This is a genomic window from Microcoleus sp. B7-D4, from assembly GCF_036705125.1.
Classification (GTDB): Bacteria; Cyanobacteriota; Cyanobacteriia; order Cyanobacteriales; family Microcoleaceae; genus Microcoleus.
This window is the reverse complement of sequence record NZ_JAUBTT010000047.1, coordinates 50937-63709: the sequence shown is the minus strand read 5'-3', so window position 1 is coordinate 63709 and position 12773 is coordinate 50937. Positions and strand designations below refer to the sequence as shown.

The window sequence follows — 12773 nt, the reverse complement described above, 5'->3', positions numbered from 1 at the left end:
TCTCAGACGTATCTGATGAGTGTGCTATCTGAAGATTTTCGCCGATTGTCGGGGATTGTCTGAATTAAAAGTATCAGCATCATTCACATCCTTTACTGTTTGGGTTTTGCCTCTGTCAGCGAGTGGAGCCCGCTGCAACCTGCCCAAAAGCCCGGTGAAGTTATGAGCATTCTCATGCGTTACCTGCGGCTGTAGGGGTGATATAACATTCTTTGCGGGCGTGAATTACCGCCAACAGCTTGTACAGTCTATTCAGACTTTACAAGCTGTTGGCGTTAGAATTAGACAGCGATCGTTCGTTGTTCACTATGCCTTTCGGACGATCGCCCATTAGTTTGCAATAATTTATTTAAACCGAGAAAGATTATATGTGGGTAGAGATAACAGCGCTAAATCAAGTTCCCGAAGGGGGTGTGTTGAAGGTAAAAGTTGACGAAAATTCAGTGATTTTGAATCGTCAAGGCATGAATGTCACTTGTTACCGTAATGCTTGCACTCATTTAGAATATCCGATCGACATGGGTAAGGTAAATAACGGTATCATTACCTGTCCATTTCACAAATATCAGTACAAGTTAGATACGGGTAAATGTTTGAATGCACTAGGCGATTCCCTGGAATCTTATCCGGTAAAGATTGAGGGCGATCGCGTTTTTGTAGAAATAGATTAGTTATTCGTTATTCGTTAAGTCCGACAGTCCGACAGGGGTTTCAACTCCTGTCTCATAGCTCAAGTCGTCTCAAGACGACTGTAGATTAGTATTTGATATCAAGTCCGGCTTAAATACCCCCTCACCGAAAAACGAGCGAGAAGCCCCTGGCTTTAGACATGGGGAGGAAAGCGGCAGCGACGACCGTCGCCTTGAAATATTTTTAAAACCCATAGCTATAGCCATCTTTTTTGTGGATTGCTTTGCAATACTTGTGGCTAATACCTGTTACTCTCCCAGCCTTCGTTACAATATCAAAACTGCCGTCGATCACGGCATAGAAGCCGCCCTGTATAAGAGCCGACTTTCTTCCCTGCGGTAACGGTTGCGCTGACAATATCGCCAGTCTGAAACCCTTTGTGAATTTGCACTCTGGACTTGTGCCGAATGGGAAATCCGTACTGGTTTGTGCCGCACATCTGTCGTGTCCCCTGACCTTTTGCCACAATCAACAAAGGCTTTGAAGTCAATACTTTGAGCGTGTCAACGCTGCCCACACACGCAGCATCAAGCCAGTGCGATTTAGCCAACCCTAACCGATGGCGATTGAACTTAGTTTGTCCGCCCGTGCCAGTAGTGACGGGCAATCCCGTTTCTTTAAGTGCATTAAATAATGCCCATCGGGTTGAGTTGACCGCTGCTGCATCTTTGAGTGGTAGCTTTGCTTGTTTGAGGATGCGGTTTAACAGGTCGGGTTTAGCGGCCAGGAATGCTCGAACATCCTGATTGCCTTTCTTTTGATTGCAATCGTGACAAGCCAGTGTCAAATTGGAAACCCTGTCAGAGCCACCTCTTGACTTGGGCTGAATGTGCTCAACCTCAAAAGGTACATTTTCAGCCGAGCAATAAGCGCACTGCCGATGCCATTTTTCCAAGAGATACTGCCGGACTTCGTAACCCTGCAATTCTCCCTGCTGATACATAACGCCTGAGATTTCAGGGTTTTGCATGAGTTGAGAATCAAACCGCACTAACTCTTGAACAATGCTGGCAACGGGAGCGAGTCGAATCAATTTGCTCCCCCATGTAAGTATTGTTTCGACTCGGTGTTGCCCCGATGGAGCGAGCCAACCATCGGGGCGAGTGCGATTGAGGAATCGCGCCTTACGGTATCGAGTTTTGCGATTGCGTCTTCCTCGCCTAAGTTGACGGCGAGAGAGAAGTGCATCTTTAATTTGCTGGCCCCGGTGTTGCAGTTCGGCTCCGAAGATAATCTTGTTGTCCTGTTTGATTGCAACCCCCGTGACTTTCGATCCCGGATCTAATTTCAGTTCTAGCGGTTCAGGATTCGTCTCAACTGCTTTTTTCAAAACAATCGTAAACGGATAGCGGAGAAATACCGCTGCTTTTCCAGCTTTCAGCAATGACCTTGCCATTCCTGGTTTACAGGGTGATAGCGGTTTGCGATTGGTATCAATTACAAAAACAAAGTTAGACATTGTTGCGTCTCCTCTGATTGCTCGTAACGTTCGCTTCGCCAATGTTTTCAAGGCTTGTCATGTTGGCTGCACTTCCTTAACCCATTACAGATGTTTAACAACCAACGATAGGGCTACAAACTAGCGACGCATTTGTAGGTATCGTGACCTTGAAAACGTAGACGCTCGTTGCGTCTGAGGCTGGTCGTGTTCTGGCTTGTATCCCGCTTGCGTTAGTCGGACAGTCTACAAGCCCCTGCCTTTAGGCATGGGGTTCATGACTCTCTTAGTCTGCGGAGGCAGACTTTGTTCGTGTAGTAGCGGTTTCAACCGCCGAACCATCTTTCAACCTACCATTTTCGCGCGCCGCTGACGGAGGAAAACCGCCAAAAGCCCGATCGCACCTACCGTCAACAGTAGCCATTCTTCCGGTTCAGGAACCCCTGAAACATTCAGAGGATTATTCGGCTTACTCAACTCCTCCTTACCAGATTCTACCTCTCTGTCAAATCGATCGCTCTTAGCTTCTGCAGCTTTTAGTTGCTCCCTTTGCGCGTCATTAACTAACACAATCATCGAAGAATAAGGAGTCACCACTTTGAAATTTTTAGCTACTGCGTGCATCGCATCCAGTTGCGTTAATTGACTGGAACTTTTCTGCTTGCTAAGTGCAGTTATCAACTGCCGCGCCGCTATCGGTTTAAAGCCTTCATTTCCGGCATTTTTGGACTCTACAACTGCCGCCGATTTGGCGATTTTTTTCGACTGCGGGGTTTTGGCATAACTCCAAGCATAGCCGTCAACAACGCTAACTGTAGATTCGCCCGAAGCTGCTGTTGTTGCTACTCGCTGCATCGCCTCTTTCATATCTGTAGCCACTCCACCACCGCTATCTTGAATAGCCTTTAAAGTTGCGTCGTCGTAGCCGGGGGGCAAACCTCCCAAATGCACTGTCCATAGGGGTGAAGAGATGGAAAGTTTAAGTTTGCGATCGTCCGACAATTCGTAACTGTGGCGATCGCTCACCAAAAATACAGTATCGTAACTTTTATCGCCCCGCAACTGTGCAAACTGTTGCAGCATATCTTTGAGCTGGATTGTACCGTAAAATGTCACCTTTGCCGCATCGAAATTGCGTACATCTTCCACCAACTTAGGTGGCATTCCTGCAGCGCTAGCGACATACAAATCAACAGCGTTTTTGCCTGCTGCATTAGCTTTCAACCATTCAAAAGTCTCTTTTACTTCCTTACTTGCCACCGCCATGCTGCGGGAAGTATCGAGAATAACTGCAAATTTCTTGCCTTGGGGTAACGAGTAATTTGCATCAGCCAGCGGCTTAGCAGAAATGATATTTCCTCCCGGTAGAATCGCCTGCTGCGCGGTTAGCGGTTGCTGTGCGACTGCGGGCAAAAAGGGGGGCAGCCAAGTTTCTCTGGCTTCTTTCCCGCTGTATTTTACCTCTTTCCCGGCGATCGTGCGGCGAGTATTTTGGTTCCAAAAAATGTTGCGTTTTTCAGCCAAAACAGGCATAGCCCAACCCTGCGGCTGGCGCATCACTTTGTAAGTAAGCCACAGGTGCATTTCAGTTGGCCCGTCAGTTAGCGTGAATTCTCTTTTAGCCGGGATTGGAAAAGCCCGCAAGCGGTATTGTTTGGGGCCAATTTGTTCTAGCAAAGCCGGATCGACTCTTTCTCTCACCTGTTGGTTGTAGACTTGCTGGGCCGCACCTCTAGGCGATACCGTAAATACAAAACGTTTGTTTAAATCGCCAGTATCTCCCAGCCAAACTCCTGTAACTGCGGCGCTTTCCGGCAGGGAAAAGTAGTAGAATACTTCTTGCAAGTTCGGCGTTTGATTTTTGTAAACTTCGTAGAGTTGAACGTCAGCCCAGTCGCCGTTTTCTTTGACTGTCACTTCTTGCGACTGCAACCATACTTTTTCCTCACTGACATTCAGCAAACCAGCTTTAGCTTCTTCCTGGTTTGAGGTTGACTGCACCGCGTGTTTTACTGCTTCTGTGTCGCCTTTTTGCAGTTCCGTATCGAAGAATTCGCCGTAGAGTTTTTCGGCTTTTTCTACATCAGCACTAGAGCCTTGATACAAAAACGGCGACATTAAAAAATTATAGCTGTTCTGCACCGTTTGAGCCGCTTTGTCAGGTAAATTCAAACTATTTTTGTACATCTCATAAATGTGGTTGTTTTCTCCTACAGTGCTGAGGTAGCGGTAAGGGGACAAATAAGCGTTAACTAAGCCAGATCGAATCATATCAGACTTGGCTAATAAAGTTTGGCGGCTGCTGTCATTTGCGGGGGGAGTCGCCAGCATTTTCAGTGCTGCAACTTGTGGCTGCTGCTGCAAAGCCGAGAAAATAGCCAGCCAAGCTGCTATGACTCCCAAACTTCCGATTAGCGCTTTATTTTTCCCGTATTGTGCAGCAAAACTCTGCCATATTTTCCGCCCGGAATGAATGTAGAGAAAGCCGTACAGCGAAGGCATGACAACGAATAAGCTACAGGTTAAACCAAACAATATAAAGGATAGCGGTATCCAAATTAAACCCCAGATCCACTCCCCGTATCTAAAGATATCCCAAAATGCTGATACCCATGTAAACTTGAAAAATTCAATGACTACAGTGAAGAATCCATAAAGTGTAAACAATGCCACAGGTACAGCGTAAAACATCAGCAATGTTGCCGCCCAAATGCCAACTACTAGCATTAAACTGTGGCATCCTAATTGCAGCCACGCACTTCGCTTTTCTCCGATTAACCTGAAAAAACGAGGCTGTTTATTATGGGAATTCTGGGAATCGAAAATATTTTGAACATTTTCTCTTTTACCCAGATATCCGTACAGCATTTCCACTGAAAATGCTGCAATGCACAAAGCAATAGTAGCGATGATTTGAGAACTAGCTGGAGTGAGTTCTCGTAGCAGGAACAAGCGGAGCAAACAAAGCAAAAATAACGGTGCTTCTACGCCGTAAAACCAACGCATTAGCTGTAGTGGTTGCTTGCTAACAGTCCTGAGCCCGATTATGGTAGATAGTGTCGGTATTGCTATCAGTGCTGTTAGGGTTAAGGAAAATTGAAGGGGGATAATTCCGTCTATTGTGGCTTGGATTAAGGGAATTCCCACATAGGGCAAAATTCCTAGATAAACAATTGATAAAAAGGTCAGGTTCCACAGCCAAAATATTGACTGAGAAATTATATTAAATACCTGTTTTAATTTTTTCACTTTTGCCTCTTTTTAAGCTAAGATTGACGGTATTGTGTACAGTATTAGCGAACTTTTGTATTTCTGAACTTTCGGGGCTTACAGAACTGTCAAAGAGAATAGAAACGAGTACCCAAGTATGATTTGTGTGGGTGATGTCGCTGCCAATGCGCGACAAGAAGTTATCGGTAGTTTGCTGCGGCGATTGCAGCCAGTAGGTAGCGGATAGTTCGTTGTCTTTGAGAGACAGCCAGCGCGCTGTTACTGAAGGAGTTAGTTGTTTTTTTTCTATGCGATTGACGGGAATTCCGCTGGCTACAAAACACAACTCGGGGGCGTGATAAGTTTGCCAGGATGTGCTCGCTACAGTGAGCATGGAACCGCGCAAGTTGCCGGCGACAAATCTGATTTTTTGTGTTTGCGTGTCTGGATAGTTGCCAAAGAATTTTTGTTCGCTAGGATTCAGGGAAATTGACTCAGATTTAATGTATTCAGGCAATCTTAAAGGTGCGATCGCCATTTTTGGCGTTTCTACGTGAGACAGTTGAGCCATTACTGCCAAAACTGCGACTGCTGCAATTATTCCTGGTTTGGCTAAAGGGTGATTTTGCATAATTTCTGAGTTTGGTTTTGCAGAAATACCGCTGGTTTTTTCTGGCTGAAATTTCGGTACTCGTTGCAGCATTAACCACGTCACAAAACAAGCACATACTAAACCGACAATTCCCAGAGGAACGTGCATAATTTGTGCTATGTTTGGCTGTTGAAAAACTTCTGAAACCAGGACTAACACGGCAACCCGCGCAGTGTTAGCACACACCAAGATTAAGAGATTAGCAGCGCCGACTGCTAGCCATCTTAAGCTCATTTTACGCCCTTCCTGCCAGGTAGCAGCTAGCAAAAAGAGCGTTCCCACTAAGAGGGTTTTAATGCCGCTACAAGGCACGTCCACATGAGCGATGCCGTTTTCCAAAACGATAATATCGTAAGAAGAAATCGCCCCAACGTGCAGCATTGAGAGCAACTGTTCTACTACCTGAGCAGTAAGCACTCGCGCCGGCAAACCTAATCCGCTATTAAACTGACTGTTGAATGGTAGAATACAAGCCAGCAAGCCCGCAACTGGCAAGTTTTTTCGCCAAAAGTTCTGCTCCACCAATAAGCCGCACAGCCCGTAAGTTCCGAGGATAAATAGCAGGACAGTAAGTTGTTTGATATCAATTATGTACTGAAGGGCGATCGAGCAAATACCCGCACCCAACATCAATAGCAGCGGATCTCGCCTCAAAACGAAATGGGGCGAAAATCCGGGCGGGCGATCCGAGTTCCCAATCGATCGCACTACTAATGCTACAATCAGAAAGCCAATTACTATCTTGTACAGTGTGGGTATCTCAACAAACGAGGATAACAGCCACTTAACAGCCGAGATATTGGCCGAAAACCAAGCAAGCGCCAGCAAAAAAGGAGCCAGCCAAACCAAATAAACCGCAGGATGAGGAGTAACAGAATCTGGAATTGCAGAATCAGTGATATTGGTGCGCTGCATGATACCGCTTGACATTCACGTTGGTGACATCTTAGCTCAGTCAAATTGGTAATGTCCAGACCGATTATTTAAGTTTTGTCAAGCTTCAATTTTCTCTACAGAGAAGCTAGCGTTATAATAATTATTTTTAGCGGAGGTAAAAATGAGCGAAAAAAGCCCAGGATACAAAATTGTTAGCGATAACCGACAAGCGCGCCATCTCTATGAAATTATAGAGACATACCAAGTGGGAATCGAGTTGAAGGGAACCGAAGTCAAATCTATTCGGGAAGGAAAAGCCAATTTGCGCGACGGATATGGCTTAGTTCGGAACGGGGAACTGTGGTTGATCAACGTTCACATTTCGCCTTGGAGAAGTGCTAGCAACTATTTTAATCACGAACCCCGCCGCACCCGTAAATTGCTGATGCACAAGCAGGAAATTCGCAAACTAATCGGCAAGGTGGAAGAAAAAGGGTTGACTTTAGTGCCGTTAAAAATGTATTTGAAAGGCGGCTGGGTAAAACTGGATATCGGTTTGGGTAAAGGGAAAAAACTGTACGACAAGCGTGAAGATTTGAAGAAACGCGAAGACAAGCGGGATATGGAAAGAGCGATGAAACAATTTTAGTCATGAGTCAGTAGTCATTAGTCATTAGTCATTAGTCATTAGTCATTAGTCAACAGTCAACAGTCATTAGTCATTAGTCAACAGTCATTAGTCATTAGTCATCAATTCCCCAGTCAACAGTCAACAGTCATTAGTCATTAGTCATTAGTCATTAGTCATCAAACATCTCCGAAAAATCAACTAAAATCTTTGCTACTTGAAGGTTGAAAGTTAATTTATGGAGATGTTTATTACTCAGGAGTCATGAGTGATTAATGATTGGTAATTGGTGATTAGTGATTGATTATTTTAAATCTAGTTCGGTTAATTACCCATCATAAAATTGTTTGATATCCCCCGTTGAGAATTTTGAGGGCTTTCGTGGTCACTACAAACATAATTAGAGTTATAGCGCTTCTCAAGCGTGGTGAGGTATGGGGGCGAGTCCTATGCCTATGCCCAATGCCCAATGCGCTATGCCCTATGCCCAAGAACACCTCATGTTACTGAGAAATGCTATATCTTATCTCCTCATAGCTGGTAAAAGTATAGTCATTTATAGACATGGGAGGCTTCAAGTCCCTCCCCTTTCACTTTTACTTTGAGCGGATTAACCCGCATTGGCCCAACTACGCAGCTCCCTATCAAGAAAGCTGAAGGCATTTGGGATTGCTTTTCTGAGAATATTGTAAGAAGCATTCACATCGGAATTAATTAACTGACCAGTTGATGTTTTGTACAAACCTCGTTTGATCCGTTTCCCAGTAAATACAGGCTCTTTTTCTGTTTTCCCGTAAACCGGAATTGGGTCTAAACCCAGAAAGCTACTTCTGGACGTGTAGGATTCTTCCTGCACAATCACCGTAATTCCCACTAACCGAGCTTTGTATTCCAACATTTCAATCAACTGAGAATGAGGAATGCTAAGAAAGTTTTGATTAGTTTTATTCCCTAACTCGATTTCAGTTTTCCACTGGGCATTCTTGCCAATTACTAGCGTCCCAATCTGCTTTGCCATCAAAATATCAATAATCACATGACTGGTATGATGCAAGTAATTATCAACTTTTTGATTGCGACAGCGTGTTAAGCGCGCTCATCCGTGGTGAAGTTTTGCGACCTCCTTTTAACTGGGATTGCAACTTTCCTTTACGTTTGTTGTAGAACTGGTTGATCGATTTTAATGGTCGCCCGTTAATCAACAAAGGGATAAATCCCGGCTGATTTGAAGTTAACGCCACTAAATTATCCAGCCCCAAATCAATACTAGCTACAGAGTTGGCATTGCCAAGGGTGGACTCCGGTTCATCATAAATTACCTCAATTACATAGGAATCACATTTCGGAACCAGTCTAACTTGACAAATCTGGTCGGGATTGAGTTGGGTTTTAATTGAAAGTTCAGTGCCGGAAAGCTTGATAATTCCTTTCTTCAACTGTTTGCGGCTAATCGCTTGAATGGTGTAAACGAGCAGGTTTCGCCCTTTAACTTTATCTTTGTACTTCGGCAATTTTGGACGACCCGTGAACTTGGAAGAATCAGCTTTGTAAGCATTGAATGCCTCAAAAAACGATTTCCAATTCTTGTCTAGTACCATCAATATTTGCTGACTGACTTTAGCAGGTAAAGCTTTATACGCTTCATGAGACTTCATCAAGCGGTTCATTTCGTTGTAGTTGACATAACCCCATCCATAAATAAAGCTCTGACGAATAACGTAATTGGCGGCATTGTAGAGGTTTTTGGATTTGAAGGCTAGTTCGTCAATCTGGGCGAAACGGTGTTCCGTCGATTTAATGATGTGTCTCTCTGTTAGTTGCATTCAGAGCCTCCATCTCTCGGATGTGGTAGTTTATTTGCCTTCCACCACCGCCACGCAGTTGTGTAACTTATGCCTATTGCTTTAGCGTAGTCAGGTAGTTTCATTGTTAACCTCCTGACTACATATTATCATTCTTGCTTACTACTGCTTATAAACTTAATGAAGTTTTATAATACTGTCGATCGACTGACCGCTGAGTAAGTATTATTACTTAGGCAATGGCAACAGTTCTACCTTCTTGCTGCTTGCCGCTTCTTTTTCCTGAAAATATCCGGATGGCTTGTGGAGTCTCATGAATGATTAACCTATGCTCGAATACCTCTGGCTAGTGGGAACATTACCCAAGCATTCGGCTGTGGACTGACAAACTCTTATGAGAAATGGGCTCAAACCTGAGTCATTTCGTAAGATTATGAGGCCATTAGGGTAGCAATTAAATCTGACAAAAAAAATATTGCTCAACTCTCAAGTTAAAAAATGCTAAAAATGACACCATTAGCTAACATTTTCAATGCCATGAAAGAGCCAGCAAAAAACCATCACAACTCGAAGTGGGGAGCCTTCTTGCTGATCCTAGCAGTAGGCTTTGGCGGCTGGAAAATTGGGCGGCCGGAACTGGCATCTTTTTTTAATAATATGGCATTTGAAAACTACAAAGCCAATAGATTGGCGGATACTCAAAAAGCATATGAGTTAGCGCTCGCTGTAGATCCAAAAAGCCGAACAGCTCTTTACAATTTAGGATGGCTTTGCGAAGAGGTGCAAGATTTACAATGCGCCCGAGGAAAATATCTGCAAGCTGCAAAACTCGGTCTGCCTGCTGCTTACAGCAATCTGGCTCGATTATATATAGTCGATCAAAAAAACTATCCGGCTGCGGTTCACTTCCTGTGGCAAGGTTTGAAATTAGCGGAGGACGATCGAGTAAAATATTCTTTACTCAAAAACTTGGGATGGGCTCGCCTAGAACAGGGTCGATATTCCGAGGCATTGCAGCATCTGGATGAAGCCATTAAACTTGATAGTGAAGGGCCAGCAACTTACTGCTTAAAAGCGCAAGTCCTAGAAAAAATGAAAAATACTAAGGCAGCGCTACCGCAGTGGAAAATTTGTCTAAAGTATGCGGATTCTCAAGAATTCGATGAGGATATATGGATAGGGATGGCACGTCAACGATTAAACGAGGAAAAAACAAATAAATGAAACGCACAGTTTTGTTTTCATCAACCATACTGGCAATTATAACGGTACTGGAGCTAAGTCAAGCCTCAACAGCACTCCCAACTCCTTCGACTGTTAACCCTGCCGTTAATGAATCAGTCGAAACGCCGTTCGACTTCAATCAATCGACCTGGCGGCGGTGCAGAGATAGAGATGGTGGAAAATATCCGTGTCCCAGATTCATCATGCCTTCGGAGAGCGAAAAATAAGAGTTATTTTCAATAAATTTTGTAGAGTGTACCATCACCACTTTACAGCAACAGGTATGTAGTATGTAGTAGTAAGTATGCAGGGTGTGCCGTCCGCACCTTATAGCATTTGAGATTTGAGATTAAGAATTGAAGAATTGGAAATAACTTATGGCGATAATGGTTTGCAGCTTGCATAAAGCTGCATTCTTTTTTTTGCACTGATATAACTCTTAATCATTGCTGTATCGGCTATTGCTGGAATCCACACCGGGCGCAGGGCTGTTTCATTCGACCTAGGGACAAACCCTCGTGAAGATGCCCGATATTTGAAACATCGATTTCATCATCCGTGGAGGGGGTAGGCATTCTTGGCACTACCCCTACAAAACGATGATTTCCCTGAGAATGAAACCGCCCTGCCACCGGGCGGGGAGAAAATCCCCGCCAGCAATTCTATCTACTCTCCCTCCGTCAAAGCTGAATCTTGCTGTTGGTGCGAGTTGCTGTAAAAACTAGCAATAATCGCCACCATCAACCACCAAAGCATATTAACTTCGGGCCTGTACCAAACTGTATCGACAAAACCGTGGGCCATCATGCCGGCTAAAGTTGCGATCGCCCCAATCAACCAAAACCCCTGATTCGTCGATTTTAGATTTTGGATTTTAGATTTTGGATTTCGGGATTCTTCGTCTAAATTAGAGATGTTAAATTGTGCATCCCGCAGATTTTTTATCTGCAACAAACCTTGATTGACGGTGACAGTCATCAGCCAAAGGAAACACATTAAACCGATAAAACCGGTTTCCACCGCAATTTCCAGCAGCACGGAATAAGCGCTTAAAGCAGTGAATCTCGGCTTCATATAAAGTGGATAAACTTTATTAAAAGCAGTGTTTCCCGGCCCAATTCCGAGAATTGGTCGATCGCGAATCATGTCAATCACCGCCGTCCAAACATTAATCCGAAAATTGTTACTGCTGTCACCTCGGCCGATAAACATACTCGAAACTCGATCGCGCAGAGGTTCCACTAAAGCCACTCCCAAAATTAAGGCCCCAGCCAAACCTCCTAACCCTAACGGCAGGGCCCAAGTCCGCCAGAACCGAGGCATCAAAGGGCTGTACCAGTACCACAGCAGCACTAAAAATACCACCAGTAGAGCCACAAAACCGATCCAAGCACCCCGGCTGTCCGTGTAGCGCAAACACGCGCAATTCACCACCAGCATCGTCAGCGCTAAAACTTTTGTTCCCCATCCTTTCCACACAAAAAGTGCGGCGGCGCTTAATGCAATGGCCGGCAGTAAATAGGAACCAAGCAAGTTAGGATTTCCCAGAAAGCTGTAAACTCGCGTGACATTGGCTTGAGTAGAAGTCGGATCGTTCCAAGTAGCTAATGGCGGCACTTTGTCAATCCACTGCCGCACGCCGTAGAAACTGACAATTAAAGAGACGTTCAAAAATACGGCAATTAACCACGATCGCCAACGGGGCGATCGTAATATCCGAGCCATCAGCGCAAAAAACAGCAAATACAGCGTTAGCTTGCTCCAACCAGTAGCAGCGGCGACTTTCACCGGCGACATCGCCGTTGCGACGGTGGCAATGCCCCAGTACAGCAGTACCAGCAAGTGAATCGGCGTGAAGGGGATCTCGCGATCGTCCGAAACAGTCAGCAGCACCCAAAATGCAGCGCTAGCCCCCATCAACACCCCCACCAAGGCATTGTTTACAAACGGCGCCAAACCGAAAGTCAAGGCCAGCAAAACAAAACCCAAGGGTTCTGCCCACTGCATCAGCCAGCTACTCTGCCGCCAACTGCGTAAAGAGCCGATCGCCAAATTGAATAAATAACTTCTACTTTGCCACTGAGAGAGCGGCAAATTTGCCAGAGTTAACTGTTGCCAAACTGAATTCATTGCTATTTTAGATTTGTACTTAGTAATCGGGCATTGGGCATCGGGCATTGGGCATCGGGCATTGGGCATCGGGCATTGGGCATTGGGCATTGGGAAAAAGGTAATTGTTATTTCTAACAACTG

General features: G+C 44.9%; 7 protein-coding genes and 2 pseudogenes. 4 read left to right on the top strand and 5 right to left on the bottom strand.

Annotated elements, in window-relative coordinates; genetic code table 11:
• Nucleotides 1–368: 368 nt before the first annotated feature.
• Nucleotides 369–671, top strand: a complete 303-nt coding sequence (locus QUB12_RS19515; RefSeq protein WP_333144655.1) for a Rieske (2Fe-2S) protein — start codon at nt 369–371, stop codon at nt 669–671.
• A 202-nt stretch (nt 672–873) separates the two neighbouring features.
• Here QUB12_RS19515 and iscB read toward each other — a convergent pair.
• From iscB to xrtO, 3 genes and pseudogenes are all read right to left on the bottom strand, one after another.
• A pseudogene (gene iscB / locus QUB12_RS19510) lies at nt 874–2149 on the bottom strand (RNA-guided endonuclease IscB).
• Nucleotides 2150–2473: 324 nt separating this feature from the next.
• Complete coding sequence (locus QUB12_RS19505; RefSeq protein ID WP_333308037.1) at nt 2474–5377, bottom strand: TIGR02921 family PEP-CTERM protein; 2904 nt, start codon at nt 5375–5377, stop codon at nt 2474–2476.
• Complete coding sequence (xrtO, locus tag QUB12_RS19500) at nt 5352–6920, bottom strand: exosortase O (RefSeq protein ID WP_333308035.1); 1569 nt, start codon at nt 6918–6920, stop codon at nt 5352–5354. The genes QUB12_RS19505 and xrtO overlap by 26 nt, the downstream gene beginning before the upstream one ends.
• Nucleotides 6921–7047: 127 nt before the next feature.
• Here xrtO and smpB point away from each other — a divergent pair, with 127 nt between their 5' ends.
• On the top strand, nt 7048–7515 hold the full coding sequence (gene smpB / locus QUB12_RS19495) for an SsrA-binding protein SmpB (RefSeq protein WP_006631384.1): 468 nt from the start codon (nt 7048–7050) through the stop codon (nt 7513–7515).
• 531 nt (nt 7516–8046) lie between these two features.
• On the opposite strand, the pseudogene QUB12_RS19490 reads toward smpB, so the two are convergent.
• Nucleotides 8047–9317: pseudogene (locus tag QUB12_RS19490) on the bottom strand (RNA-guided endonuclease InsQ/TnpB family protein).
• Between the two features lie 486 nt (nt 9318–9803).
• Here QUB12_RS19490 and QUB12_RS19485 point away from each other — a divergent pair.
• A complete protein-coding gene (locus tag QUB12_RS19485) occupies nt 9804–10520 on the top strand; it encodes a tetratricopeptide repeat protein (protein ID WP_333300962.1) in 717 nt (238 codons plus the stop codon).
• Nucleotides 10517–10747 (top strand): Osc7112_2153 family protein, encoded by a 231-nt coding sequence (locus QUB12_RS19480; RefSeq protein WP_333144938.1) that lies wholly within the window; start codon nt 10517–10519, stop codon nt 10745–10747. The genes QUB12_RS19485 and QUB12_RS19480 overlap by 4 nt, the downstream gene beginning before the upstream one ends.
• A gap of 439 nt (nt 10748–11186) precedes the next feature.
• Here the strand turns inward: QUB12_RS19480 and QUB12_RS19475 are convergent, their stop codons facing one another.
• On the bottom strand, nt 11187–12650 hold the full coding sequence (locus QUB12_RS19475; RefSeq protein WP_333308039.1) for an IctB family putative bicarbonate transporter: 1464 nt from the start codon (nt 12648–12650) through the stop codon (nt 11187–11189).
• Nucleotides 12651–12773: the final 123 nt, after the last annotated feature.

Excerpts from the sequence above, each read along its gene's own strand:
- QUB12_RS19515 (WP_333144655.1), top strand. The coding sequence starts at position 369 with ATGTGGGTAGAGATAACAGCGCTAAATCAAGTTCCCGAAGGGGGTGTG.
- xrtO (WP_333308035.1), bottom strand. The coding sequence starts at position 6,920 with ATGTCAAGCGGTATCATGCAGCGCACCAATATCACTGATTCTGCAATT.
- smpB (WP_006631384.1), top strand. The coding sequence starts at position 7,048 with ATGAGCGAAAAAAGCCCAGGATACAAAATTGTTAGCGATAACCGACAA.
- QUB12_RS19485 (WP_333300962.1), top strand. The coding sequence starts at position 9,804 with ATGACACCATTAGCTAACATTTTCAATGCCATGAAAGAGCCAGCAAAA.
- QUB12_RS19480 (WP_333144938.1), top strand. The coding sequence starts at position 10,517 with ATGAAACGCACAGTTTTGTTTTCATCAACCATACTGGCAATTATAACG.
- QUB12_RS19475 (WP_333308039.1), bottom strand. The coding sequence starts at position 12,650 with ATGAATTCAGTTTGGCAACAGTTAACTCTGGCAAATTTGCCGCTCTCT.